Origin of the sequence: Pseudomonas sp. yb_2, assembly GCF_043103905.1 — a bacterium.
Taxonomy (GTDB): Bacteria; Pseudomonadota; Gammaproteobacteria; order Pseudomonadales; family Pseudomonadaceae; genus Aquipseudomonas; species Aquipseudomonas alloputida.
In genome coordinates this window covers 233,753-258,324 of the sequence record NZ_JBICKH010000073.1, presented here as the reverse complement: position 1 = coordinate 258,324, position 24,572 = coordinate 233,753, and the positions used below count along the sequence as shown (strand labels likewise).

Genomic DNA, 24,572 nt, shown 5'->3' with positions numbered 1-24,572 from the left:
GGGTCGTACTGGTAACGGCGGTGGATCGGGTTGTAGGCGTGCTCGACCAGCAACGAGGTATTGATGCCGGTGTTGTGCACCTGCGAAAGCTTGTCGGCCGGCAAGGTCGAGGCAAACTGCCAGGCCTTGCGCCCCATGGCGTCATAACCGAAGCAACTGGTGAGCTTGCCCTGGGTCCGGTACACCTCGCGGTGCAGGTCATCGCGCTCCATGTCGCTGATCACCTGACCATCCAGGTTCAGCTGGTGCAGGTGGCCACTGCCGTAATACAGGTGATTGACCTTACGCCCATCCGGCAGGGTCAGCGTGGTCAGGTTGCTGAGCGGGTCGTACTCGTAGCCGAGCGTGCCGTCAGGGCTGATTTCTTTGCTCAGCCGGCCGAGCAGATCGTAGGTGTATTCCAGCTTTTCTTCCGTGATCCCAAGCTGCTTGCCGATCCCGCTCGGTTGCCGCTCGATGCTCAGCAAACGGTCACCGTCGTCATAGGTGAATCGCTGTTGTGCGTCGCTATTCAGTTTGGCGGTCAGGCGACCAATGGCATCACGTTCGAACAGCGTATGGCGCTCGGGCCGTTCGGCATTCTCGCCATAGCCAATTTCATCCAGTCGTGTGAGATGGCCACCGACGTTGTAGCTGAAACGCCGGGTCAGGTTGTCCACCCGCACTTCCTCGCTTAGCCGGTCCGACGCGTCATAGGCAAAGCAGTAGGCCGCGCTGTTCTCGTTGACCAGTGCGGTCAGGCGCAGGGCCTTGTCGTACTCATAGCGGATCCACTCACCCTTGGCGTCCTGGCGGCTGCTTGGCAGCCCGCGCGAGGTACGCTGCAAACGGGTGGTCTGGCCTTTGCCGTCGGTGTGGCTCAGTACCTGACCAAGGGTGTTGTAGGTGAAGGTTTCCGTAGTGCCGTCCGGGTGGTTGATGCGCAGCACTTCGCCGTCGGGTTTGCGCTCCAGCGACGTGGTCTGGTTCAGCGCATCGGTCACGGCTATCAGGTGCTGGCGATCATCGTAGCGGTAGCGGGTACTTTTGCCCGAGCAGTCGTCGAAGCGCTCGACCTGAGCGTAGGCGTTCCACCACAGGTACTTGGACTTGAAGTTGGCATCGATGATGGTATGCGGCAGGCCGTCGTCGCTGTTGAGGTATTGGGTTTTGTGGCCCAGCGGGTCGATTTCGGTGATGAGGTTGCCTTTGTCATCGTAACGCGACTGCCACATGCTGCCGTCCGGGAAGCGGGTTTCGGTGATCAGTGGCGTGGCAAGGTGGTGCTTGTAGCTGATCTTGCGGCCCAGCGGGTCGGTTTCCTCGATCAGCCGGGAGAATTCGTCGTACTTCAGTGCGAGGCGATTGCCATCGGGCAGCTTGATGCCTACGAGATTGCCGGAAGCGTCGAAGTCCATGCCATATCGCTCGCCGCCAAAATCGCGGCTAGCGATGACCCGATTGTCCTCGTTGTACTGGATTTCCAGTTCGCGGCCCAGCACATCCGTCGCCCAGCTGGTGCGCTGGGCGAAGTCGTAACGGAAGTGGTAGTGCTCGCCGTCGCTGGTCCAGTGCTCGACAACGCGCGGTTTTCCCTCGTAGGTTTCCCAGCGGTAATCACAGAGCAGGCCCAGGGCATTGCTGTGGCGGGTCATGAGATTTTCGGCATAACCGAAATGGCGGACCGAATCGCCATTGCGGTTGATCACTTCAGTGAGCTGGCCGTTATCGTCGTACCGGTAATGCACCAGCGTTTCGACGGCGCTCTCACCGACCACCCGCTTGACCTCGGTGAGGCGACCGAGCGGATTGTCGTAGTGCAAGTGGACACGCACGGCACCTGGCGCAGTGATATCCGTCAGGCAGCCGTCAGCACTGCGAGTGAAGTGGAGATAGTGGCCCAGCGCATTTTCCAGGCGCTGCAAAGGGACGCCTGTATTGTCATTCGGCACTTCGCCAAAGTAAAAGAAGACGTTGTCGAGCGTCTGCAGGATGTAATGCCCACCCTCGGTGCGCACGAGGTGGATGCGCTCATGAGGGTTGTAGATGCTTTCGCCCGGTTCCAGGTCGATGAACGGAACGCTGCGGCCTTGATTGTCCGTGTGATAGACAAAACCACCGCTACGACGCAGGCTCTGCTCCCAAGGCAGTATCCACCCCTGCCCTAGAACACTCGCTACGGTGAGGTCACTGGCATAGAAGCGAGACCATTCGATAGGCATCAACCCTGGCAGAACGAAGTCTGTCTCGTTGGGCAGAATCTTGCGGCCGTTGGTCATGTCCACAGGATTGCCGATCAAGCCACCAATGGCCCGCTCCACTGCGGGGCCGATGATGAAGCGCCCGGCGAGGTAGCTTGCTGCAACGGTGGCACCAATTTGAAGCGCGCACGGGCCAGCAGCCTTGAGACCGGCCTGCAGCCCCAAGCGACCAACCGAAGCCACTGATCGCCCCATAGACGCAACAATCATCAAGATATCGACCGTGACGCGTAGCCATTCCGGCACTTCTTCATCGACGGGCAGGTAGCGCTCAGTGCCGCCGCCAATGAAGACATTGTTCGAGCCGCCGGAAATCTTGGCCCCGCAAGTCAGTTTGTCACCTTTGCGTGATGCGGCGACACCATTGATGAATACGTTAGACGAGCCTTCTGCAACCAAAACAGGCGCAGGATGTTTGTCGCACTTCGCAGTACTTAATGTCGCGTGAGCTGCATTGCGGTTGTTGATGAACACATCCGGCGAACAACCGGCAAGCTCTATCTGCCCAGCCGGTGAACTGAACATTGATCCTAGCTTCTCGCCAAGCATCGGCAGCATGCCTGCACCAATGCCAATGACTGCTGCCAGCAAAAAACCACCCAGCCCGGCGGTACAGAGGGTAAAGGCAGCCGCTGTAGCGATCGCCAAGCCAATCACCGCACCCGCAAGAAACCCTGCCAAGGCACTGGTGTGTTCAATCTCGTCATGCAGCCGCGCGGCTTCGAACATAGGTCAACCCTGCGTTGTATTTTCTGTGGCAGGGGCTTGGCGAGGCTCGAAGCTGCCCAACAACTCTAGCCAACTGTCGTTCTGCTTGCCGCTGAAGTCGGCCTGGCTGGTAGTGGAGAAAACCAGAATGCGCCCAGGCGCAATCTCGAATGCCGCCTGGCGTTGATAAATAGGTCTACCGTCTTTGAGGTAATAACCATCAACCTGAATACCGGCCTGGGGCTGGCTGGACGAAAGTTGTGCAGGCTTCTTGCCCAGAATGGTGTAGCCGCGCAATTTAGATGCAATCAGCTTTACCTGGCGCTCGATATATGCTCCCAGGTCTTCGCCGGACAGCAGATTGTCACGCGAAACGGTGATATTCAGGGGCGCAGGGATACTGTTGCCAAGGATGAACATGTTGACTGTCCGATCCTGGAAGCCTTCCGGCAATGTGATAGACCCTTCCTGCAGCTGATAGTCCATTTAATGTATGTTCCATGAAAACGTGAGAAATTTGCGCTTTACTACGCGGTCATACCAGCGAGCATGGCGTCGAATTCGATCAGCCAGTTGGCCAACTGCGACTTGTCTGGGTCGATTACCGTAGACATGTTCAACCACTGCCGTCCATTGCCATCGGCGGATACGATAATCGTGCACACGGCGCGACCATGACGTCGCTCTTGCCCAGCGCTGAACTGATAGTCGAGGCTGATCGCCGAGTGGCCGGCCAATATGGATTCAGCTTGGCGCACGACGGTCATGTCGGTGTGGCGTTCGCGCAACTTCCTGGTAAACAGCTCGACTGCATCGCTAAGTTCAAGGCTTTCGGGCGCATTGCGGCGGCGAACACTGAATTGCACATGGCAACCGGCGAATTCCAGCGTGGTATCAATATCGCGAAAAGCGAAGTTCTCGGGCATTTGCAGGTTCAAGCCCGCGATGTGCAAGGCGTTCTGCTCGGCGTTCAGTGGCAGCACCGATGGCGGCGGAGCACGCTCCACTGCACAATCCGCTGCGCGGCGTGCCTCCTCTGCCTGCTGCCGAGCCGCTGCCTCGGCGGCTTCCCGCCGCTGCGAAAGCCTGTCGTAAATGTTTGCTCTGACCATCACACGGTGCCTTATTCGTTGATATCGACACGGTCACCTTTGACAAAGGTGTTCTTGCCAAGAATGTCGATGCTGTCTGCTTCGATGGTGATTTTGTTTGGCTTGATCGTGATCTTGCTGGTGCCGACCTCAAGCAAAATGCTCTCCATGGCGCTCACCTGAATGAGGTTGTTGTCCACCTTCAACGTGTAACTACCTTCCGTGACATTTACCAGCGTGTCTTTCTTGATGACCTCAGAATGGGTTCCGCCTACCTTGATTACGCGGTTATTCCCCACATCATGGGTCTCATCCAGCTCGATCTCGGTATCCATGTTGCGCTCGGCATGCATGATGATCTGCTCGGCGCCGGCCTTGTCCTCGAAGCGGAAGAAGTTGGCGGTACCGCCGTCGCCCTTCATCGACCGCGTCAGGAACCCACTCTGGGTCTTGTTCGCCGGCAGTGACCATGGCGGGGTGTTGGTGCTGTTGTACAGGCTGCCCATGATCAGCGGCCGGTCCGGGTTGCCGTCCAGGAACACCACCACCACTTCGTCGCCTACGCGCGGAATCTGGATGCTACCGAAGCCACCGCTGGCACCGGATTGGGCGACACGTACCCAGCACGAGCTGTGGTCGTTGTACTTGCCATTGCGGTCCCAGTGGAACTGGATTTTCACCCGGCCCAGTTCGTCGGTGAAGATCTCCTCACCCGGTGGGCCGACGATGATCGCGGTCTGCGGGCCGGCAATGGTCGGTTTGGGCGTACTCAGCTGCGGGCGGAACGGGATCTTCTTGCGCACGCAACTGAAGGTGTTGAAGTAGCTGGCCTGCTGGCCGGTAAGGTAGTTGTTGTGGCCTTCGCTTTCCACGCTCATCAGCAGGAACTGACGGTCTTCTACCGGCCCCTGGTCGTGGATGTAGTGCTGCAGCAGTTCGAAGGTGTAGCCCGGCTTCATGGCCCGGCAGTTGCTGGCGCCTTCAAACTTTTTGCCGCGCAGCTCCAGCGCCTCAATGCGCAGGCGCAGCAGGGTTTCGCCTTCGTCATAGGTACCGTGGGTGTACTGGCCGGGGAAGTCGTAGATCTCGAAGTTCTCGACATCGCCCTGATTGTTCACACTGTTCAGCGCCACCGGCAGGCGGTTGTTCGGTTGGCGGTAGTCAAAGGTTTGCGTGGCCATCTTGCCGGATTGCAGTTGACGGTTGCCGCTCCACTGGGTAATGGAGTCGGCGGTCTCGGTGACCGAGGCGCTGTGGAAGCGGATTTGCGGTTGCTCGGGGATGGCCACCAGCGTGCTGGAGTCATCGCAGATGATCATGGTGTGGCCTTCGGCGGTGTGCTCGAAGTAGTAGAACATCCCCTCTTCCTCCAGCAGGCGCTGGACGAAGTTGAAGTCGGTTTCGCGGTACTGGGTGATGTAGGTGTAGCGCTTCTGTGGCCGGGTCAGGCGAAACTCGTGGCGGGAAAACGCCGGGCATAGGGCGAACACTTCGGTGACCACTTCCTCGACCGTGTTGCCCTGGAAGATCCGCGTGTCGAAGCGGTTCTTCAGCATCGAGAACCAAGGGTTGAGGGTAGCGGTATAGCGCGCCATTCCGCCGTCGCTGCCGATGCTGGCAAAGCGTGTGAGGTAGCCGGTTATGTACCGCGGGCCGCCTTCGGCCAGTTCGATCTCGATGCTGACGTGCTGGCCCATCATGGATTTGAGCGGCACGCCGGAGTCTTCGCAGACCAGCAGCAGTTCGTAGTTGAACGCCCGCGACAGGGCTTCGGTGCCCTTGAAGGTTTCCAGCAGCAGCTCCTGCTCGGGGTTGGCCAGGTTGTGAAACTTGAACAGGCGGCGGTTCTGTGGCGACAGCAGCGCGGAGGCCAAGTCCATGATCATGCGAAATCTCCTTGAAAACACGGCCAGCACGCGCTTGCGATGCTCAGCTGCAACCCTGATCTTGCGGGCGTATTCTGCATGCGCGCATAACGCGCGTGCTTGCGGAATCATGCGACTGCCTGCAGAAAGGAAAGTGCCATCATGCATTGAAATAAATGCGACAGAGTTCACATTCTCGAATGCCAGGCAGGCAGAAAGGCCCAAAGGAAACACCGGCAAAAGCTGCCCTGTCAACTCACTACAGGCCTAGGAAAACCGGGCAATACCGCCCTGCAAGGCAATGTCATATCGCCATTCTTCATCTTCCTCACTGGCGCCCGGAAGCGCCCCCGGCAATCGCCGAATGGCCCGTCACAGAAGGTTTTTGAGGTATCGATCAGCGCCCATGCCTGACAGCTCCCACTCGAACTGTCTCGCTACCTGACGCATCAACTCCACTGGCGGAGAAAAATGTTTCATAACGTGGATTGGTTCAAATTTTTTGCCACTGGCCAATTCCGCCAAATGGCCATCGCGAACGCGGCCGTAATGGCACTTGCGGGATGCGGTCAGCCACAAAGCCGTGCAGCGATGCTCAATTGCCATCATTGCCGCGCACGCCTGTCATGAGAACAATGGGCTCTCCGCCGGACTTCGCCCCCATCCTGAGGTCTGAAGCGACATGCTGCGCTCGCCGCCGAGCGCCGCCACTTCCATGGACAGTGAAGCGAAAATGGATCTTTTAGCCAACATCCCCAGTTGGGGAGACATCGAACGCAATCTCGAGCAGAAATTCAGCGAGCTCAACCAGAGCGTCGACAGCGGCCTGAACAGCGCCCATGAGGCCTGGGACGGTTTCAGCCGGCGAGTGAGCAATGGCGCCAACCAGGCCTATGGCTACCTCGGTGGCCAGCGTATCGACAACGTACGCCAGGCCATGGCCCTGTCCTACCCGATCATTCAGGACAACCTCAAGCGCAAGTGGTCCTCGATAGGTATCGAGCAAATCCTACCGGTGCTGCTGCAACTGGTCAAAGAGGTGTCGATGATCCTCGGTGGCAGTGTGGCGGTTGGCTCGCTCGCCGGTGGCGTGGCCGGGGCGTTCGCCTTTGGCGTCGGCGCGGCGCCGGGCGCGGTGGCCGGCGCCGGCATTGGCCTGCAGGTCGGCAACCTGATCCTCATGGGCCTGGGGCTGTCCGCCATCGCCGAGTATTTTTATCAGGGCCTGCCGGCCTGCCTGTCGAACCTTCAGCAAGGCATGGCCACGGCCTGGTTCGCCGAGGATGGCCTCAAGCCCGCTGGCCTGGACCCGAGCGGCGGTTCCGCGGCGCAGGCCCAGGAGCGTGTCGAGCGTGCGGCGCGCCAACTGGCCCGCGGCCAGGAGCAACTGGTGTTGCTGCTGCTGACGGCCATTGTAACCTACCTGACCCGCGGGCAGATAAAGGCGGGCATTCAGAGGAATATGGAAACGCCCGCCATACGCAGTGCCCGGCTGCAGGCGGAAATGTCCAACAAGCAACTGGCCGCCTGGTTGGCGAAGAATGAGCAGAAGCTGTTGGCGCAGCCGGAGTTGCAAGTTAAAGAACCATCTCCCATCAGCCAGGTCGAGCCAAAGAGCTTGCGAGAATTTTATGCGAAACAGGACCCTGACTTTGTAGCGCACGATCAACAACTAAAATATGCAGAGACTTTTGCACCCCGAGGCCTTAGCAACAAACAGATTAATGAGTATCTCGACACCCCTGATGGTGAGCTATATCTGCAAAAGCTACGTGCCGCAGACCCCAAAGCATCAGACATGGACATTTTCAGCCGAGCCATCTCCCAGATAGGCTCGGGCAGTAACACTCCAAAACTGTCCATCATAGATTCGCCCCTCGTGAAAATCGTGCCAGTGGGACAAGAGGCAAGCCGTTACTCTCCATTTTTCACCACTATGGAGGAGCTGCAGTCTGCTGCGCAGGGAAGCCGAACCCTGGCTGATAGCCTAGGGTTACCGCTGGGCAGTGAGGCTACAAAATATTCAATTTTTGAAATGACGCCACTTAAACCAACAGAGGTTTTTGTCAGCAAGATCGCGCCTACCACCGAATTTGGAGGTAACATTGACAGGGTGGGTGGCGCACTTCAATATCTTATCCCTAACCGTAATGAGTGGTCGGCCACCAAGCTCATAGGCACTATTGATAACTAGGATAGACAATGAACACGCATACACTGAAGGCTACCGCTACAGCGCTTCGTGAAAAACTTGAGGCTCTCGAAGATCAAAATTCCGATGCGAAGCTGATGCTCAACACCCTACGCGGCCTCTTATTAAAAGCTGAAAATGGAAAAATTCATGCCCCCATGGAGGCTAGAGACATACCTGGTTACCGCTACTTACCGGAAACCAACTTACAGGACGATCGTAATCTCAGTCAGTTATTTGCAGAATTTTACATGGCATTGATTGATGGAGAGGAGTGGAGTTCCTTTAAGAAATTCCAAGCCAAAAATAAAAATCACGATTAGAAAAAGATGGAGCACATACAATAAGCTTGCTCGAACGTGCAACTTGGCAGGACACCAATATACGAGGTAACCAGGATACTGCTGCCGACTTCTTCAAGCCACAGGGCTATAAGTCTGCCGATTACGAAGGCTACATGAACGGCTTGGGCTTCACTCAACCAGTCTTCACGGAAACAATCAACCGGGGCAAGACACTTTGGCAATTCCAGGTGCCCGGCGGCCGGCAAGGCATGTGGTACTCTCCTACCCCTGACGTGGTGCCAGGGCAACTGGGGATCAACCCGCTTGGCCAGATCTACAAAACGAAAACCATCGTGCCCAAGATCGGGAACGTCTACCAGAGCACTGAGAAGGTCACGCTGCTGAGGAGCACCTCGGCACCGGTACTGGATACCTGGTCCGTTCCTTCCCCACCCTATAACGCCATTGGCGGTGCTCGGCAGATCACCTCTGGCCAACGCGAGCTCTTCAAACTGATAACACCAAGGGCATTATGAAACCCACAACCCCCCTCGGCTATGTACAGAAGGCTATCGACATCACCGCGCAGCGGAACAAGGCCTGTCCCGCTTACCCCATTTATGGGATGCTACTAAACCAACTTGACTATGTGAAAGCCGTGTTCGAAGGGCGTGAGCAAGATAAATCGAAACTCCACCAACTCAGTATCGGTGCCATTGCCTCGAAAGAATTCGAAGAAAATGACCCCGAGTTGGCCAGAGCACTGAAAGACGCCTATTACGTAGCCATCCAATCGGCTCGTGGCCTCAAATTTCAACTGCCCGATTGATTGCCGACGTTCGATCAGGCCAGCCACTGAACATCGAGCGCAGTCACTGACGAAAGCTATAAACCCTACACCCAGCAGGCTGAGCCACGATGGACATTTACGCACTCCGGCAAAAAACGATAGCGCTGCGTGTCATCATTGACCGGCTGAAGTCACACGACCCGGCCGCCATGAAGTTGAGTGTAGAGCGGACGCTCTTGTTGAACGCGGCAAAGCAGCAGCGGATCCGCACCCCGATGGAATGGCGTGACATCCCCGGAAGCTATCTGTTCACCGAAGAAGGGCTGCAGCAGTATGCCGATCTCGAGCACGCCTTCGCCGAGTTTCGTATCGAGCTGTCCGGGGGCGAGTCCCCTACCCTGCACAAGCTCAAGGCGCGCCAGGCGTGCAGAGACTGAACCACTACTTGCCAACGAACGCTCTCGTGAGCTATCGCAGAAGGCTGTTGAGCCGCCAAAACCCAAATACAAACCTGGATTCACCGAAGAGGATATTCTTGCGATCGCCAAAGGCGAAAGGCCAGACCCCCACCACCTATCCAGATCCAGTTTATGTCGCGCAACACTTGGCCCAATTCCAAAATGGCGCCTCACGCTTCATGACCCAGACCAACTTTGAGAAATACGGCATCGCACAGAGAGATGGTACGTCGTTCATCATGCTAGGCCACGAAGCAACCGAACGACTTGCCAAGACAGCAGGTGACAAGCGCGCGTTGGAGCAAGCCCTTGGCTAACCTGAGAATTTCCTTGATACCAATGCACTGGTCCCGGTAGACATACCTGATCCGAAGCAGTTGAATCTACGGATTCCCATCGGGAAATGAAGCCGGTGCTAACGAATTCTGGATCCCTGGTGGCAAGCTACCTGACGGCAACAGTGAAGTCGTCATAGACGCGGCGGGTATTGCCGCCAAGAGGTTCAATACCGCTCCCCTTTTTTGAAGGCCCCCTATGAAATTCAAAGATCTTTTCATCAATCGTCAGCACATGTACTCAATCGGCATCGAAGAAGACGCTAGTCAGTATTACGTTTCGTTCCCCGTCAGCAACGGCATGGTTGACTACGAAGAGTATTACGCCATTGCTCCAGCTACATTTGATGCCTTAATGGATGACCCTGATGCGGCGCTGGCTTTCGTGATAAAATGCCGCAAAAGACAACTTGATGAATTATTAATCATCAAACCGGAAAAAAATCGGGGCACGGCCATCTAGTGCCACATAGATAAATGCTGACGAAATCCGACACTGCATGACCGTTTGACCCTACCAACAAATGAGTGGTGCCATCTCACGCTGCGGTGAAGTGGTGCAGTCCCTTACCCCAATCAGGACTGACCATGAACACCGAAACACTCAAGCAGAAGATTCGCAGCCCCCCGCACAGATCCGTACGTGCGGAACTACCGCATACGGCTCCTGCCTCAGGTACGTGTCGCGAAGCGTTCCTCTGGTTTCGATTCGTGGCGTACTTCACAGTTTCTGCCCGAACCGTCAAGGCTGGCCATAAAGCAATGCGTCCAGTTCATCATGCTGCGGCGAGAGATCGAAGAGCTTGGCTGCCAGTTCCTGGATATGTTGCGACCACGCAACCTTCTCCACCCACTCCGGCGGCATGCCGGACACGCCGTACAGCGCACCCGCCAACTGGCCGGCGGTGGCCGCGACACTGTCGGCATCATCGGCAAGGTTGGCGGCCAGGAGGATCGCGTCCTTGAAGTTGTCGGTGTTCCATACGGCCCACAGTGCCGCTTCCAAGGTATCGATGACGTAGCCGGAGGAGCGGATCTGTTCGCGGCTCTTTTGCTTGTACTCGCCCGCATTGATGATCATCGGGCGAGGCCGCAACGAACGCACCGCTGGGGCCAGGGCCTCCTCCTTGTCTGCACCATTGAGCGCCAGATGCAGCTGTGCCGCAAACAGCTGACAGCAGTTCACTGCCTCGTCGGCGTTTTGGGTCACGCTGCTTTGCGTGACGCTTTCCCACCAGCTTGCCGACAGCGAGTGCCGGCGGAAGATTGCCGTAGGCGCAAGGCGGATGATGGAGCCATTGCCAGCCGTCGAGGGGTCATAGTTGCCTTGCCAGGTAATACCCTCGCACAGCCAGCCTTCAAGGGCATTGCGCGTGGCATTGCCGATATCGAAACAACGACCGTTGGCACTGTTTTCCCCGCGCCGGTACCAGCGGACCAAGGCATCAGTGTAGGTGGCGTAATCGAACTTCAGGCCCCCTGGGCCTCTCAGCCTTCCAAGGCTGCGCGGGTGACATTGCCGATGTCGAAGCAACGGCCGTTGACGCGGTTTTCACCCTGCCGGTACCAGCGCACCATGGTATCGGCAAAGGTCCAGTGCCTGGTCCTGTGATAACGTGCTGAACCTGTTGTTCAGCCATGCCGGTTTGATCCGCGGCAGCCAGGGAATGCTCAGGCACACATGAAAGACCATCCCGAACTCTACGTAAGGTCCCCTATTCTTTTCCGGCTTACGGCCATCGGTCTGATGCTGTCCATGCTCGCCATGGGAGCACTGGCGGTGTACGCCTTATGGACAGATATCGTGCCCCTCTACGGCCGGATCTACCGTAATGCGCCGGTCGTGGAAACACCACTCAAAGCTTTCTTCATGATTGCATTCATTCCCCTGGGGCCTTGCCTGATCGTTGCCAGCCTGATCGCCGCATGGACCGGTCGAAAGTTTGACCCACCAAAAACCTCTTGGCTGCATGGGTTCCAGCTACGCTCGCTGCAACTGACAGTTGTGCTGATGGTTATCGTTGCTCCGACAATGATTGCGCTGACCACAGCCACGCTTTCGGCAAAGGACTACTGGTCGTGCCCGAAGCTCAGGATCTCGGGCTCCGGTTGGCAGATGTTCTGGGTCAACGATGAACGGGTGTGCTTCAAGCCGGATCATTACATCAACGACAATTGGCCATGCAAGGCAATCGATGGCAGAGACGTTTGCGTACAGGTCGATGGTCGTTGAGTTGGATGAAACCGGCTGCGCCGGTGTTCGCGGGCAGGCTGCCCGCGAATGCGGTGGCGGCTGTGACGGTGAATGACCAGGGATAGTGGCCGGCAGGTCCGGCCTATTCGCGGGTAAACCAGCTCCTACAACGTGGCGACACCACCGGTCGATGTAGGAGCGGGCTTGCCCGCGAATGCGGTGGCGGCTGCGACGGTGAATGATCAAGGATATTGGCCGGCAGGTCCGGCCTATTCGCGGGTAAACCCGCTCCTACGAGCATCGCGCTAGCTATCAGGTTTTGAACAATACAGTTACCCCGCCGGGCGCGACGAAACTCGTCGCATTGCCATCATCCTGACACGCGCCCCCATCCCGCAACGCACAGGCGGCCGGCGCACAAAATGAGAACTGATTCACTTTTTGAAAAAACTTTTGCCAACGATTTTCATCGCTTTCCAGCCCCTTTCGTACCCAGTCTTTAGGGCTTGAGCCCCCATCTCCTGCGCCCAAGACACTCTGTCAATATCACAGCGCCATTATTGCGCAGCGTCACAAAACGGGGAAAAAATCACCCCCCCTCGCCGGAACTTCTTCCGCAGCGAGGTGCCCTACTCGGCATTGCTGGCAACACAATATTCATATGCCAGCACTCAAATTCGCTGCAGCCGAAAGGCGATTTTTCAAGTCCACGCCAACGGCGTTTCAGGACGATCAAGCAGGCACATGGACGATGCACCAATGACACAGACATTCGATGTCGAAGCACTGATCAAGCTGCGTAGCCAGACGCGGGCGATCTCCGATGCGCTGAAGGCGCAGGCGGCGGATTACCTTGCCACCGTGGCACCGCTGATCCGTCCGCAAACCCTGTTTGGCGAATACCTGCAAGGCGCACAGCGCAGCAGCGGGCGCGAAACCCAGGGCCACTTCCAGGCCCTGGTCGAACTCTACGAACGTATCGGCTCGGCCGCGCCGTTCCAGCTGGTCACCGAGCTGGAAGTACCGCTGAACCTGATCAGCACCACCCCCGAACTGTTCCCGCTGGAATACGACAAGACCCTGGAACACAGCGGCCAGGTCATCCGCATCACCAGCCCGACCCGCTGGGTGGTGGGCTTCCACGCCTTCGACCTGGCGCGGTTTCGCAATGTCATCAAAGACCCCAACCGCAGCAGCGCCGAGCTGTACCGCTTCGTGGTGCACTACCTGGTGCTGTTCTACTGCCTGAGCAAGTCGCCTGGCCTTGGGCGGCTGTTCGAGGGCTTGCGCTACGGCCTGAGCTTCGAGCGCCTGAAGGGCTTTGGCGACCTGCCGTTCTGCGTCATCAGCTCGCCGGTGCGCTCGGAACTTCCCGACGACTCGGTCATCCGCAGCAGCACGCAGATTGCCGGCAACACCAGCTTCGAAGAACTGGTAGGCCGCGACAACATCCTGGAAATGAACGACGAAATCCGTCAGCGCCTGCTGCTGACGATCGAAGGACTGTAACGCGCAGCGCCCGGCACCGGGCCGCGCAATGATTCGCAGCGAATTGCTCGCACTGGAGAACACGATGGCGAAGAAGGAAAGCACTCAGCACAAACTCGACCGCGTTCGCGCGCCTCGGGTCCATATCACCTACGACGTGGACATCGGCGATGCCATCGAGAAAAAGGAGCTGCCCTTCGTCGTCGGCGTACTGGGTGACTTCTCCGGCAACCCGCTGGAGCCGCTGCCCAAGCTCAAGGACCGCAAGTTCGTGTACATCGATCGCGACAACTTCAACGGTGTGCTCAAGGGCATCAAGCCACGCCTGACCTACCGCGTCGACAACACCCTGGCCAAGAACGGTACCCAGCTGGGCGTGGAGCTGAACTTCAACAGCCTCGAAGACTTCGAGCCACAGAACGTGGTCAAGCAGGTCGAGCCGCTGCGCAAGCTGCTGGAGGTGCGCAACAAGCTGGCCGACCTGCGCAACAAGATGGGCGGCAACGACAAGCTCGAAGAGCTGCTTATGGATGTGCTGCAGAACACCGAAAAGCTCAAGACCTTGGGCAAGGAATTCGGCCGTGAAGCCGAAGTGAAAGACCCGTCCAGCGACGATCGCGCCTGAGCAGGAGCCCGAACATGACCGACAAGCAAACCGCACCGCAACAGGCCGGCGACCTGGTCGAAGTGGAAAACTTCGCACCACAGCCCTCGCTGCTCGACAGCATCATTTCGCAAAGCCGCGTGGCCCGCTCCGACACCGAGCGCAACCGCACCCGCGACCTGATTGGCGAACTGGTGAACCAGGTGCTCGAGGGTGAGATGACCCCGAGCAAGGACCTGATCGCCGTGCTCGATTCGCGCATCGCCGAGATCGACGCGATGCTCTCCGAGCAGATGAACGAGATCATGCACGCCCGCGAGTTTCAGCAGTTGGAAGCCTCCTGGCGCGGCCTGAAATACCAGGTAGACCAGACCGAGACCAGCACCACGCTGAAGATCCACCTGCTCAATGCCTCGAAGAAAGACCTGGTACGCGACCTGAAGGCCGCCAGCGAATTTGACCAGAGCGCACTGTTCAAGAAGGTCTACGAAGAAGAGTACGGCACCTTCGGTGGCGCGCCTTTCGGCATGTTGATCGGTGACTACGAGTTCAACCGCAACCCTGAAGACATGTACCTGCTCGAAGAGATCTCGCACGTCGCGGCGGCGGCGCACGCGCCGTTCATCTCGGCCGCTTCGTCCGAGCTGTTCGGCTGGGACTCGTTCACCGAGATGTCCGGCCCGCGTGACCTGGCGAAGATCTTCGACACCGTGGAATACGCCAAGTGGAAGTCGTTCCGCGCCTCGGAAGACTCGCGTTACGTCGGCCTCACCCTGCCCCACGTGCTCGGTCGCCTGCCGTATGGACCGGATACCACCCCGGTGGAAGAATTCAACTTCGTCGAAAGCGTCGATGGCCGCGACCACAACAAGTACCTGTGGATGAACGCCGCCTACGCCCTCGGCACCCGGGTCACCGATGCCTTCGCCCGCTACGGCTGGTGCGTGGCCATCCGCGGCGTGGAAGGTGGCGGCCTGGTCGAAGGCCTGCCGACCCATACCTTCAAGACCGACGACGGCGAAATCGCCCTCAAGTGCCCGACCGAAATCGCCATCACCGATCGCCGCGAAAAAGAGCTGTCGGACCTGGGCTTCATCCCCCTGGTGCACTGCAAGGGCACCGACTATGCCGCGTTCTTCGGCACCCAGTCGGCGCAGAAACAGAAGCAGTACAACACCGACATCGCCAACGCCAACGCACGCCTGTCGGCCCAGCTGCAATACATCTTCGCCACTTCGCGCATCGCCCACTACATGAAGGCGATCATGCGCGACAAGATCGGCAGCTTCGCCTCGCGCATGGATGTCGAGCGCTTCCTCAACCAGTGGCTGGCCAGCTACGTGCTGCTCGACGATACCGCCAGCCAGGAGGCCAAGGCCAAGTTCCCGCTGCGCGAAGCCCGCGCCGAGGTGTTCGAAGTGCCCGGCAAGCCAGGCGTGTACAAGGCCGTGACCTACTTGCGCCCGCACTACCAGCTGGATGAGCTGACCGCCTCGCTGCGGCTGGTTGCCGAGCTGCCACAGGGCGCGCGCGGCTGAAAGGCCGTTGTGTACAGGGATGACACATGAGTAACCAGGCCCGCCTGCTGCCCTCGCTGCTCGACCGACTGCTGGACGACCGTCCCTACCAGTCGGCCGAGCCCGCAGCGCAGCGCACCTGCTCGCTGGCCGAGTACAAGGCCAGCATCGTCCGCGACCTCGAAGTCCTGGTGAACACCCGCCAGTCCCTGGTCGCCGAAGAGCTCGACGGTTTCAGCCAGCTCGGTGGTTCCATCCTTGAATACGGCATGCCGGACTTCATCAGCCGCAGCGTGCTCGACCCGCACGATCGTCGCCTGATCCAGCAACAGCTGGAGCGGGCGATCAGCACCGGAGACCGGCGCTTTCGCCGGGTCCGTGTTCAGCTGTTGGCCCAGCAGAACGGCCACCGCATGTTGACCTTCCGCGTGGACGCCGTGTTGCGTCTGCAGGACATCAGCCGCCAGGTGTCATTCGACGCCGTGCTGCAGGTCAACACCCAGGAATACAAAGTGCAGAACCTCAACTGATGCTCGACGAACTGCTGCCCTACTACGAAAAGGAACTGTCGCACCTGCGCTTTCTCGGCCAAGAGTTTGCTGCGCAGTACCCGAAGATCGCTTCGCGGTTGCTGATCGAGGGCGACAACTGCGAAGACCCGCACACCGAGCGCCTGATCGAGGCGTTCTCGTTCCTGTCTGCGCGGGTGCACAAGAAGCTCGATGACGAGTTTCCGGAAATCGTCGAATCCTTCCTCGAGGTGCTGTACCCCCACTACCTGCGCCCTACTCCGTCGATGTCGATTGTCGAACTGAGCCTGGGCAGGCACGAAAAAGTCACCGAAGCCTACCGCGTGGCGCGCCATACCGAGATGCATGCCAATCCCGTGGAAGGCGTGGTGTGCAAGTTCCGCACCTGCTACCCGGTAGAGCTGTGGCCGATTGCCGTGCAGCAGGCCTCGTTCACAGAAATGGAACGCTCGGCCTTCAACGGGCACAGCGCCGACCTGGTCGCTCGTCTGCGCATCCGCCTGGCAGCCACTGGCGATGCCCTGTTCGGGCAGATGGACATGAACCGCCTGCGGTTCTTCCTCGACGGCGAAGCGACCCTGATGCTGCAGCTGTACGAACTGCTGTTCAACAACCTCGCCAAGGCCACGCTGAGCTTCGACGACCAGGGTCGCAGCCGCGAGGTGGCGCTGCCGGCCGATGCCCTGAAAACCGTGGGCTATGCCCGTGACGAAGGCCTGGTGGATTACTCCGAACGCTCATTCCTGGGCTACCGCCTGCTGCACGAGTATTTCACCTTCCCTGACAAGTTCATGTTCTTCGACCTCAGTGGATTTGCCCGCATCCTGCAGGGCAAGGCCATCGAGCAGGTAGAGGTCAACTTCTATTTCTCCGACTACGACCTCAGCGAGCGCCTGGCGCGGCTGACCCAGAACATCGGGCGCAACAACTTCAAGCTCAACTGCACGCCGATCATCAACCTGTTCCGCCAGCAGGCCGAGCCAATCAAGCTGACCCACACCCAGCACGAATACCAGGTCACCCCTGACACACGGCTGCACAACGCTGCAGAAGTGGTATCGATCGACCGGGTACGGCGGGTGCGCAAACTCGGCGGTATCGACCAGGTCGCCACCTGCCAGCCGTTTTTCGAACCCCGGGGCGAGCAAGACCCACACAGCAGCTTCTGGGTTGCGCGCCGGCGAAACCAGGGTGACGCCACTGCCATGAGCATCCGCGTGGTCGACCGCGATCTGGAACTGATCGACGCCAGCAGCGACACCCTCAGTATCGGCCTTACCTGCAGCAACCGCGACGTGCCGCTGATGCTGCCGTTCGGTGGCGAACGGGGCGATTTCACCATTCCCGCCAACTCGGTGATCAAGGATATCCGCTGCCTGCGCAAGCCCACCGCCACGGTGCGTGTGCCCTTGGGCAAGGGCCTGATCTGGCGGTTGATCGCCCACCTGTCGCTGAACCATCTGTCCCTGGTCAGCCAGGGCCGGGAAGTGCTGCTGGAGCTGTTGTCGCTGTACAACTACCGCAATGTCTCCGCCATTCGCAAACAGATCAACGGCATCAAGGCGATCAGCAGCGAACCGGTGGTCGCGCGCATTGGCCACCCGCGGCCAAATTTCGTGCGCGGCGTCGGCATCACCCTGACCCTGGACGAAAGCCAGTTCATCGGCAGCGGCGTGTTTCTGTTCGGCAGGGTGCTGGACCACTTCTTCGGCCAGTACTGCTCGATGAACAGTTTCACCCAACTGACCCTGCGCACCCAACAACGAGAAAAGAGAGTCGTACAATGGCCAGCACGCACCGGCGATCAGCCCCTGGTCTGATCGATCAGGCCCGAGCCGAGCCGCACCGATTCGAATTCTTTCAATTGGTGCGCCTGCTCCGCCTGCACTACAGCCGCACCGGGCGCATGGACCTGGCAACCCGGCCGCACGAAGACCCGCTGCGTTTTCGTACCCAGCTGTCGCTGGCGTTCCCGGCCAGCGAGGTCAGCGACCTGCACTTCGAGCGCGAAGGCAAGGTGTCGCCGGCCGGCTTGCCGCTGTCGGAAGTGCAGGTCACCTTCATGGGCCTGGTCGGGCCGTCGGGCGTGCTGCCACGCCCGTACACCGAGCTGCTGCTCGAGCGCCACGTGCAGTATCGCGACGATGCCGCCCATGCGTTTCTCGACATCTTCTCGCACCGCATGACCACGTTGTTCTACGAGGCCTGGCAAAAATACAAATTCCACATCGAGCACGAGCGCAATGGCACCTCGGGCTTCGATGGCTACCTGCTCAACCTGGTTGGCCTCGGGCCGCGCGCCCAGAAGCTGAAGTTCGAAGAGCAACCGTCAGCATTGCGTCGTGAGCTGTTCAGCTATTTTGCCGGCCTGCTCAGCCAGAAGCCGCGCAATGCGCTGAACCTTGAACGCATGCTCGGCTTCTACTTCTCGCTGCCGATCAAGGTACAGCCGTTCGCCGGGCGCTGGCTGCACCTGCAGCCCGAACAATGCACCCAGCTCGGCCGCCGCAATGCCCAGCTCGGCCACAGCGCCGTCGCCGGCAACCGGGTCTGGGACTACCAGTCGTGCATCCGCATCGAGCTGGGCCCGCTCAGCCTGGCCGACTACCAGCGCTTCCAGCCGGGCACCGCCTGCTACCGCAAGCTGGTCGAGTTGGTGCGCTTCTATATAGGTGCCGAACTGGATTTCGAAATTGCCCCGCGCCTCAAGCGCGAGGCGGTACCACGCGCCCAACTGGGCCGCAGCGGCAATGTCGCCCTGGGCTGGCTGGGTTGGCTCAAACGCCCTGGTCGTGACGCGGAGCCTTCGCGTTGCGCCGTCTTCCACATTCCTTACGATGGGGTCGCCTTGTGAACCTGAAGTCTCTGTTCGCCAAGCTCAACGAAACCAGCCGCACGGCCACCGAAAGCGCGGCGGCCCTGTGCCTGTCGGAGCACCATTACGAGGTGGAAGTGGAGCACCTGCTGCTGCAGTTGCTCGACAACAACGACAGCGACCTGGCGCCGATCCTGCGCCACTACCAGGTCGTCGCCGAACGCCTGCAAGCGCAGCTGGTCACCGCCCTGGGCACCTTCAAGAAAGGTAATACCCGCACCCCGGCGCTGTCGCCGCACATTACCCGCATGATCGAGCAAGCCTGGTTGCTGGCCTCGATCGAATACGGCGTAGGCCAGGTGCGCAGCGCTCACCTGCTGCAGGCTCTGCTTGACGATGCTGAACTGCGTCGCGTGGTGATCGCCTCGGCACCGGAGCTGGAAAAAATCAACGCCGATGACCTGCGCCTGAACCTTGCCGCGCTGGTGGAGGGTAGCGCCGAGTCCAGGCAGGCCAGCCCGCTGGCCAGCCCAGCGGCGCCAGTGAGCACGTCGAGCAAGGCCAGCGGCAAGACCCCGGCGCTGGACCAGTACACGGTCAACCTTACCCAAAGCGCCCGCGAAGGCCGCATCGACCCGGTGCTGGGCCGTGAGTTCGAAGTACGGCAGATGGTCGACATCCTCACCCGCCGCCGGCAGAACAACCCGATCCTCACGGGCGAAGCCGGGGTCGGCAAAACCGCCGTGGTCGAAGGCCTGGCGCTGCGCATCGCCCAGGGTGACGTGCCGGCGGTGCTCAAGGACGTTGCCCTGCACACCCTCGACCTGGGCCTGTTACAGGCCGGCGCCGGGGTCAAGGGCGAGTTCGAGAACCGCCTCAAGGCTGTGATCGAAGAGGTCAAGCGCAGCCTGCACCCGATCATCCTGTTCATCGACGAAGCCCACACCCTGATCGGCTCCGGCGGCCAGGCTGGGCAGAACGATGCCGCCAACCTGCTCAAGCCGGCCCTGGCCCGTGGCGAGTTGCGCACCATCGCTGCCACTACCTGGGCCGAATACAAGAAGTACTTCGAGAAGGACGCCGCCCTCGCCCGCCGCTTCCAGGTGGTCAAAGTGGAAGAGCCCGACGAAGACAAGGCCATTCACATGCTGCGCGGCCTGCTCGGCAAGATGCGCGAGCACCACAAGGTGGCGGTTATGGACGAAGCGCTGTTTCAGGCGGTACGCCTGTCCAACCGCTACATCACCGGCCGCCAGCTGCCCGACAAGGCGGTCAGCGTGCTCGACACGGCCTGCGCGCGCATTGCTCTGGCGCAATCTTCGCTGCCCAGCGCACTGGAAGACTGCCGCCGGCAGATCGACAACCTGCAGGCAGAAATCGACGTGCTCGGCCACGAAGCCGGCAAGGGGCACGACCATGCCCGCCGCCTGGAATCGCTGCAGGCTGCCCTGCAGGCCGAGCAGCAGCAGGAACAGCAGCTCAATGCCCAGTGGCAGCAGGAGCTGGAACTGGTCGAACAGCTCAAGGCGCTGGACGCCGCCAACGATGCCGACGCCCAGCAGCTCAATACCCTGCGTGCCGAGCTGGCGCGCGTGCAAGGCGACCAGCCACTGGTCCACGCGCTGGTCGACAGCGGCGCCATCGCCCAGGTCATCAGTGGCTGGACCGGCATCCCGCTGGGCAAGATGCTGCGTGACGAAATCGATACCGTGCAGCGCCTGCCGGCCCTGCTTGGTGAGCGCGTGCTGGGCCAGGACCACGCCCTGCATGAAATCGGCAAGCGCATCAAGATTTCCCGAGCGCGCATGGAAGACCCGAACAAACCGATTGGCGTGTTCCTGCTGCTCGGCCCCAGCGGCGTCGGCAAGACCGAAACCGCCCTGGCCCTGGCTGACACCTTGTACGGCGGCGAGCGCAACCTGATCACCATCAACATGTCCGAGTACCAGGAGGCCCACACCGTGTCGAGCCTCAAGGGCTCGCCACCCGGCTACGTCGGCTACGGCGAAGGCGGCGTGCTGACCGAAGCGGTGCGCCGCAAGCCGTACAGTGTGGTGCTGCTCGACGAGGTGGAAAAAGCCCACCCCGACGTGCTCGAACTGTTCTTCCAGGTGTTCGACAAGGGCGTGCTGGACGATGGCGAGGGCCGCGAAATCAATTTCCGCAACACGGTGATCATCCTCACCTCCAACACCGGCACCGAGCGCATCATGCAGACCTGCCTGAACGCCACCGAGCTGCCGACGCCCGAGGCGATCGTCGAGGACCTGCGCGACCAGCTCAACCATGTGTTCAAGCCGGCCTTCCTCGGTCGCCTGAGCATCGTGCCGTTCTACCCGGTGCAGGACCAGATCCTCGAGCGCATCGTCGCCCTCAAGCTCGAACGCATCGCCAAGCGCTTCGCCCGCAACCACCAGGCCGAGCTCAGCTATGACCAGGCGCTGGTCAAGGCCATCGCCGCGCGCTGCACCGAGGTCGACAGCGGCGCACGCAACATCGACAACATCCTGTCCCAGACCCTGATGCCCGAACTCGCCCAGCGCGTGCTCGAGCGCATGGCCCAGGACGCGCCGATCCAGCACCTTGCGATCGAGCTGGGCAGCGATGGCGATTTCGCCTATCGCCTGGCCTGACCAGTACCCGGAGGTTTTGCCGTCATGCAACACAAGCACATCGTCCTCAAACGCCTGACCGCAGCCGCCTTGCTGGTAGCGCTGGCCGGCTGCGGGGTCACCGACCGTATCGGCAAGCGCATGGAAGACAGCTGGGCGGCCGACATGCTGGCCGACAGCGAAAAGGTCATCCTGACCTCCGACGGCGGCAACCAGCTCAACCCCGACGCCGAGGGCAAGCCGCTGTCGGTGGTGATGCGCGTGTATCAGCTGACCGACCTCGAGCGCTTCGCGGCTACCGATGCCGAGACCCTGTGGGACGCCCCGCAAAAAGCCTTGGGCAACACCCTGGTGGAAACCCGCGAGATCACCCTGCTGCCCGGCATTGGCCAGATCGACCAGTGGCCGCTGGCCAAGAACGCGCGCTACGTCGGCGTGGCGGCGTTCTTCCGCGATGAGCAGGACGCGCGCTGGAAAGTCGCCTTCGACGCCAACTCGCTGCGCAAGGACGGTATCTGGTTCTCCTCCGACGGCCTGCGGGTGCTGGTGGACAACACCGAAATCAGCGCCATGCGGGGCGTGGACGTACTGAACAAACCGCCGACCGCCGACCAGCTTGCCGCTGCGCAGAAGGCCAAGGATGCCGACGCGACCCTCACCGACAAGGTGCAGGACGCGGCCATCGACAAAGCCACCGACGCCGCCAGCCAGTCGGCCAGCAACGCCATGGATTCAACCTTCAACTCTTTAGTGGATAGCGTCAAATGAGCAAGCAGAGCCGGGTGATGTGGTCGGAAGGCATGTTCCTGCTGCCCCAGCACTTCCAGTATCAGGACGAATTCCATCAGCACCAGTTGGCTGAGGCGACCCTGCGCAGCACCCCTTTCCATTGGGGGGTTCAGGCGTTGCAGGTGGACGAGGACGCCCTGGCCAATGGTTCACTGCAGCTCAAGCGCCTGAAGCTGGTGTTCCCCGATGGCAGCCTCTACGACGCGCCGCAGCACGATCCGCTGCCGGCCGCGCGCGACCTCAAGGACCTGCTCAAGGCCAACGACCTGAAGGTCTATGCTGCGCTCAAGCTGCCCGAGCCATTCGGCCTCAACTACGTCGAGGATGGCCACGAACACAAGGCCGCACGGCGTTTCCGCAAGCAGTTCGACACCCTGCCCGACCTTAATGAAGGCGAGCTGGAGAACGAAATCACCAGCTTGCGCCTGAACGTCGTACTGCTGGTCGACGGTGACAGCCTCGACGGTTACAGCCACTGCCCTCTGGCCAAGCTGACACGCAACAGCATGGGCGGTTTCAACCTTGACCCGCATTTCGTCCACCCCACCTTGCACCTGGGCAGCCACGAGACCATTGCCGGCATCGGCAAACGCCTGCTCGGCGCCCTGCAGGCCAAGAGCAAGGCGCTTTCCGGCCGGCGCCGCGAGCGCGCCGACCAGATCGCCGAGTTCGGCTCCAGCGATGTAACCCTGTTCTGGCTGCTGAACACGGTCAACCGTGCCCACCCGCAGCTGGCTCATCTACTGGCCCACCCGCGCCTGCACCCAGAGCGCCTGTACCTGTTCCTGGCCGACCTTGCCGGCGGCCTGCTGACCTTCACCCTGGACACCCAGCTCAGCGACATCCCCGAGTACGACCACCACGACCCGGCCGCGTCGCTGGTCAAGCTCGACGAAATGATCCGGGTGATGCTCGACAACGTCGTGCCCAACCAGTGCATTGTCATCAACCTGACCCAGACCAAGCCATCGCACTGGCAAGGCCAACTGCACGACCCGCGCCTGGCCGAAGCCGACTTCTATATCGCCGTGCACGCCGACATGCCCGGCGCCAGCCTGCTGGAGCTGGTGCCCCGTGCCTTCAAGGTCGGTTCGCCGGAAGACATTGAAGTGGTGGTCAACAGCGCCATGCCGGGTGTCACCCTCAATCATGCCGCGCGGCTGCCGAACGCGATTCCGGTGCGCCTGGACAACCAGTACTTCGCCATCGAGCCACACGGCACTGTGTATGAGCGAATGATCAGCGCCCAGGCCATCTGCTTCTATGCGCCCAGCGCCTTTACCAACCTCAAGCTTGAACTGATGGCGGTGCTCAAATGACCGAAGCCGTACTGCAACAGGGCGCCGTCCCGGCCGCCAGCGACAAACCGACGCTCAAGGACCTGGTCCAGGACTTCATCAGCATGGCGTTGATCGTACGTCGCGGCCGCCAGGTCACCTCGGTGCAGGCCTTCGAAGGTAGCGTCGAACGCTTCTTCGCCAACCTGGAACGTGATGCCCGTGCCGCCAACTACAGCGTCGAGCAGGTCAAGGACACCCAATACGCGTTGTGCGCCTTCCTCGACGAAAGCGTCCTGCGCTCGGACGACAATGCGCTGCGTCGGCACTTTGAGCTGCAGCCGTTGCAGTTCCGCTATTTCGGCGTGCACCTGGCCGGCGAAGGCTTCTTCGAGAAGGTCGATGCGCTGCGCGCCGACGTCAAGCAGAACATCGACGTGCTCGAGGTTTACCACCTGTGCCTGGCACTGGGCTTCGAGGGCAAGTTCAGCCTCGGCCAAAAGGACCAGCTGCGTTACCTGGCCAATACACTGGGCCAGGATATCGCCCGCTACCGCAAGGCGCCCAAAGCCCTGTCACCGGACTGGGCACTGCCCGACCAGGTGTCGCAGATGCTGCGCCATGAAGTACCGCTGTGGGTGTATCTGGCGCTTATCGCGTTGGTCTGCGTCGCCGTGTACCTGACGCTGGACTGGTTGCTTGGCAAGGACGTCGCCGCCCTGTCCGAACAAATCCGCCAGCTGTTCAGTGCCTGAGCACATACCAGGTAGCCGAGTCAGGAAGA

The 24,572-nt window shown here is 60.2% G+C and carries 23 protein-coding genes and 1 pseudogene; 18 read left to right on the top strand and 6 right to left on the bottom strand.

Translation table 11 applies throughout. The annotated features are described in order from the left end of the window. The 5 genes from ACF8FB_RS19600 to ACF8FB_RS19580 all read right to left on the bottom strand — a co-directional run. Window positions 1-2,969 (bottom strand): DUF6531 domain-containing protein (locus tag ACF8FB_RS19600; RefSeq protein WP_392511697.1); only part of this gene is annotated, 2,969 nt, incomplete at its 3' end. Window positions 2,970-2,972: 3 nt separating this feature from the next. After that, entirely contained in the window at window positions 2,973-3,434 is a 462-nt protein-coding gene (locus ACF8FB_RS19595; RefSeq protein ID WP_014861443.1) for a DcrB-related protein, read from the bottom strand. A gap of 41 nt (window positions 3,435-3,475) precedes the next feature. Further along, the gene (locus tag ACF8FB_RS19590; protein ID WP_392511696.1) at window positions 3,476-3,955 is read right to left on the bottom strand and encodes a hypothetical protein; all 480 of its coding nucleotides are present in this window, start codon (window positions 3,953-3,955) and stop codon (window positions 3,476-3,478) included. Window positions 3,956-4,071: 116 nt separating this feature from the next. Continuing rightward, window positions 4,072-5,925, bottom strand: a complete 1,854-nt coding sequence (locus ACF8FB_RS19585; RefSeq protein WP_392511695.1) for a type VI secretion system tip protein VgrG — start codon at window positions 5,923-5,925, stop codon at window positions 4,072-4,074. A 351-nt stretch (window positions 5,926-6,276) separates the two neighbouring features. Further along, on the bottom strand, window positions 6,277-6,513 hold the full coding sequence (locus tag ACF8FB_RS19580) for a hypothetical protein (RefSeq protein ID WP_350297821.1): 237 nt from the start codon (window positions 6,511-6,513) through the stop codon (window positions 6,277-6,279). Window positions 6,514-6,637: 124 nt separating this feature from the next. On the opposite strand from ACF8FB_RS19580, the gene ACF8FB_RS19575 reads away from it, so the two are divergent. From ACF8FB_RS19575 to ACF8FB_RS19545, 7 genes are all read left to right on the top strand, one after another. Then, window positions 6,638-8,098, top strand: a complete 1,461-nt coding sequence (locus ACF8FB_RS19575) for a DUF6861 domain-containing protein (RefSeq protein WP_392511699.1) — start codon at window positions 6,638-6,640, stop codon at window positions 8,096-8,098. An 8-nt stretch (window positions 8,099-8,106) separates the two neighbouring features. After that, entirely contained in the window at window positions 8,107-8,418 is a 312-nt protein-coding gene (locus ACF8FB_RS19570; protein WP_003248386.1) for a hypothetical protein, read from the top strand. Between the two features lie 26 nt (window positions 8,419-8,444). Beyond that, window positions 8,445-8,915, top strand: coding sequence for a polymorphic toxin type 46 domain-containing protein (locus tag ACF8FB_RS19565; RefSeq protein WP_350297820.1), 471 nt, complete (start codon window positions 8,445-8,447; stop codon window positions 8,913-8,915). Then, a complete protein-coding gene (locus tag ACF8FB_RS19560) occupies window positions 8,912-9,208 on the top strand; it encodes an immunity protein Tsi6 family protein (protein WP_350297819.1) in 297 nt (98 codons plus the stop codon). The genes ACF8FB_RS19565 and ACF8FB_RS19560 overlap by 4 nt, the downstream gene beginning before the upstream one ends. An 89-nt stretch (window positions 9,209-9,297) precedes the next feature. After that, window positions 9,298-9,606 (top strand): hypothetical protein, encoded by a 309-nt coding sequence (locus ACF8FB_RS19555; protein WP_350297818.1) that lies wholly within the window; start codon window positions 9,298-9,300, stop codon window positions 9,604-9,606. A 26-nt stretch (window positions 9,607-9,632) separates the two neighbouring features. After that, a complete protein-coding gene (locus ACF8FB_RS19550; protein WP_392510678.1) occupies window positions 9,633-9,944 on the top strand; it encodes a hypothetical protein in 312 nt (103 codons plus the stop codon). Window positions 9,945-10,161: 217 nt separating this feature from the next. Then, complete coding sequence (locus ACF8FB_RS19545; protein ID WP_392510677.1) at window positions 10,162-10,425, top strand: hypothetical protein; 264 nt, start codon at window positions 10,162-10,164, stop codon at window positions 10,423-10,425. Window positions 10,426-10,704: 279 nt separating this feature from the next. On the opposite strand, the pseudogene ACF8FB_RS19540 reads toward ACF8FB_RS19545, so the two are convergent. After that, window positions 10,705-11,433, bottom strand: a pseudogene (locus tag ACF8FB_RS19540) (ADP-ribosylglycohydrolase family protein); the annotation flags it as partial. Between the two features lie 210 nt (window positions 11,434-11,643). Here ACF8FB_RS19540 and ACF8FB_RS19535 point away from each other — a divergent pair. The 11 genes from ACF8FB_RS19535 to icmH all read left to right on the top strand — a co-directional run bounded on the left by ACF8FB_RS19535 (window position 11,644) and on the right by icmH (window position 24,543). Further along, window positions 11,644-12,195 (top strand): hypothetical protein, encoded by a 552-nt coding sequence (locus tag ACF8FB_RS19535; RefSeq protein ID WP_003248365.1) that lies wholly within the window; start codon window positions 11,644-11,646, stop codon window positions 12,193-12,195. Between the two features lie 720 nt (window positions 12,196-12,915). After that, a complete protein-coding gene (locus ACF8FB_RS19530) occupies window positions 12,916-13,665 on the top strand; it encodes a hypothetical protein (protein ID WP_028697263.1) in 750 nt (249 codons plus the stop codon). A gap of 64 nt (window positions 13,666-13,729) precedes the next feature. Beyond that, on the top strand, window positions 13,730-14,269 hold the full coding sequence (tssB, locus tag ACF8FB_RS19525) for a type VI secretion system contractile sheath small subunit (RefSeq protein WP_003248358.1): 540 nt from the start codon (window positions 13,730-13,732) through the stop codon (window positions 14,267-14,269). 14 nt (window positions 14,270-14,283) lie between these two features. After that, entirely contained in the window at window positions 14,284-15,786 is a 1,503-nt protein-coding gene (tssC, locus tag ACF8FB_RS19520) for a type VI secretion system contractile sheath large subunit (protein WP_003248356.1), read from the top strand. Window positions 15,787-15,812: 26 nt separating this feature from the next. Then, on the top strand, window positions 15,813-16,295 hold the full coding sequence (tssE, locus tag ACF8FB_RS19515) for a type VI secretion system baseplate subunit TssE (RefSeq protein ID WP_003248355.1): 483 nt from the start codon (window positions 15,813-15,815) through the stop codon (window positions 16,293-16,295). Further along, a complete protein-coding gene (tssF, locus tag ACF8FB_RS19510) occupies window positions 16,295-18,115 on the top strand; it encodes a type VI secretion system baseplate subunit TssF (protein ID WP_010953993.1) in 1,821 nt (606 codons plus the stop codon). Before tssE ends, tssF begins: the two co-directional genes overlap by 1 nt. Next, the gene (tssG, locus tag ACF8FB_RS19505) at window positions 18,079-19,149 is read left to right on the top strand and encodes a type VI secretion system baseplate subunit TssG (RefSeq protein ID WP_003248350.1); all 1,071 of its coding nucleotides are present in this window, start codon (window positions 18,079-18,081) and stop codon (window positions 19,147-19,149) included. The genes tssF and tssG overlap by 37 nt, the downstream gene beginning before the upstream one ends. Then, the gene (gene tssH, locus ACF8FB_RS19500; protein WP_392511694.1) at window positions 19,146-21,743 is read left to right on the top strand and encodes a type VI secretion system ATPase TssH; all 2,598 of its coding nucleotides are present in this window, start codon (window positions 19,146-19,148) and stop codon (window positions 21,741-21,743) included. Before tssG ends, tssH begins: the two co-directional genes overlap by 4 nt. Window positions 21,744-21,767: 24 nt before the next feature. Beyond that, entirely contained in the window at window positions 21,768-22,490 is a 723-nt protein-coding gene (tssJ, locus tag ACF8FB_RS19495; protein ID WP_004576638.1) for a type VI secretion system lipoprotein TssJ, read from the top strand. Continuing rightward, window positions 22,487-23,830 carry a type VI secretion system baseplate subunit TssK gene (gene tssK, locus ACF8FB_RS19490; RefSeq protein ID WP_010953991.1) on the top strand — a complete coding sequence of 448 codons (1,344 nt, stop codon included), beginning with the start codon at window positions 22,487-22,489 and terminating at the stop codon, window positions 23,828-23,830. Before tssJ ends, tssK begins: the two co-directional genes overlap by 4 nt. Then, window positions 23,827-24,543 (top strand): type IVB secretion system protein IcmH/DotU, encoded by a 717-nt coding sequence (gene icmH, locus ACF8FB_RS19485; protein ID WP_010953990.1) that lies wholly within the window; start codon window positions 23,827-23,829, stop codon window positions 24,541-24,543. The genes tssK and icmH overlap by 4 nt, the downstream gene beginning before the upstream one ends. Window positions 24,544-24,572: the final 29 nt, after the last annotated feature.

Coding starts and splice junctions, on each gene's coding strand:
- ACF8FB_RS19595 (WP_014861443.1), bottom strand. CDS start 3,434: ATGGACTATCAGCTGCAGGAAGGGTCTATCACATTGCCGGAAGGCTTC.
- ACF8FB_RS19585 (WP_392511695.1), bottom strand. CDS start 5,925: ATGATCATGGACTTGGCCTCCGCGCTGCTGTCGCCACAGAACCGCCGC.
- ACF8FB_RS19580 (WP_350297821.1), bottom strand. CDS start 6,513: ATGATGGCAATTGAGCATCGCTGCACGGCTTTGTGGCTGACCGCATCC.
- ACF8FB_RS19575 (WP_392511699.1), top strand. CDS start 6,638: ATGGATCTTTTAGCCAACATCCCCAGTTGGGGAGACATCGAACGCAAT.
- ACF8FB_RS19570 (WP_003248386.1), top strand. CDS start 8,107: ATGAACACGCATACACTGAAGGCTACCGCTACAGCGCTTCGTGAAAAA.
- ACF8FB_RS19560 (WP_350297819.1), top strand. CDS start 8,912: ATGAAACCCACAACCCCCCTCGGCTATGTACAGAAGGCTATCGACATC.
- ACF8FB_RS19555 (WP_350297818.1), top strand. CDS start 9,298: ATGGACATTTACGCACTCCGGCAAAAAACGATAGCGCTGCGTGTCATC.
- ACF8FB_RS19545 (WP_392510677.1), top strand. CDS start 10,162: ATGAAATTCAAAGATCTTTTCATCAATCGTCAGCACATGTACTCAATC.
- ACF8FB_RS19535 (WP_003248365.1), top strand. CDS start 11,644: ATGAAAGACCATCCCGAACTCTACGTAAGGTCCCCTATTCTTTTCCGG.
- ACF8FB_RS19530 (WP_028697263.1), top strand. CDS start 12,916: ATGACACAGACATTCGATGTCGAAGCACTGATCAAGCTGCGTAGCCAG.
- tssB (WP_003248358.1), top strand. CDS start 13,730: ATGGCGAAGAAGGAAAGCACTCAGCACAAACTCGACCGCGTTCGCGCG.
- tssC (WP_003248356.1), top strand. CDS start 14,284: ATGACCGACAAGCAAACCGCACCGCAACAGGCCGGCGACCTGGTCGAA.
- tssE (WP_003248355.1), top strand. CDS start 15,813: ATGAGTAACCAGGCCCGCCTGCTGCCCTCGCTGCTCGACCGACTGCTG.
- tssF (WP_010953993.1), top strand. CDS start 16,295: ATGCTCGACGAACTGCTGCCCTACTACGAAAAGGAACTGTCGCACCTG.
- tssG (WP_003248350.1), top strand. CDS start 18,079: ATGGCCAGCACGCACCGGCGATCAGCCCCTGGTCTGATCGATCAGGCC.
- tssJ (WP_004576638.1), top strand. CDS start 21,768: ATGCAACACAAGCACATCGTCCTCAAACGCCTGACCGCAGCCGCCTTG.
- tssK (WP_010953991.1), top strand. CDS start 22,487: ATGAGCAAGCAGAGCCGGGTGATGTGGTCGGAAGGCATGTTCCTGCTG.
- icmH (WP_010953990.1), top strand. CDS start 23,827: ATGACCGAAGCCGTACTGCAACAGGGCGCCGTCCCGGCCGCCAGCGAC.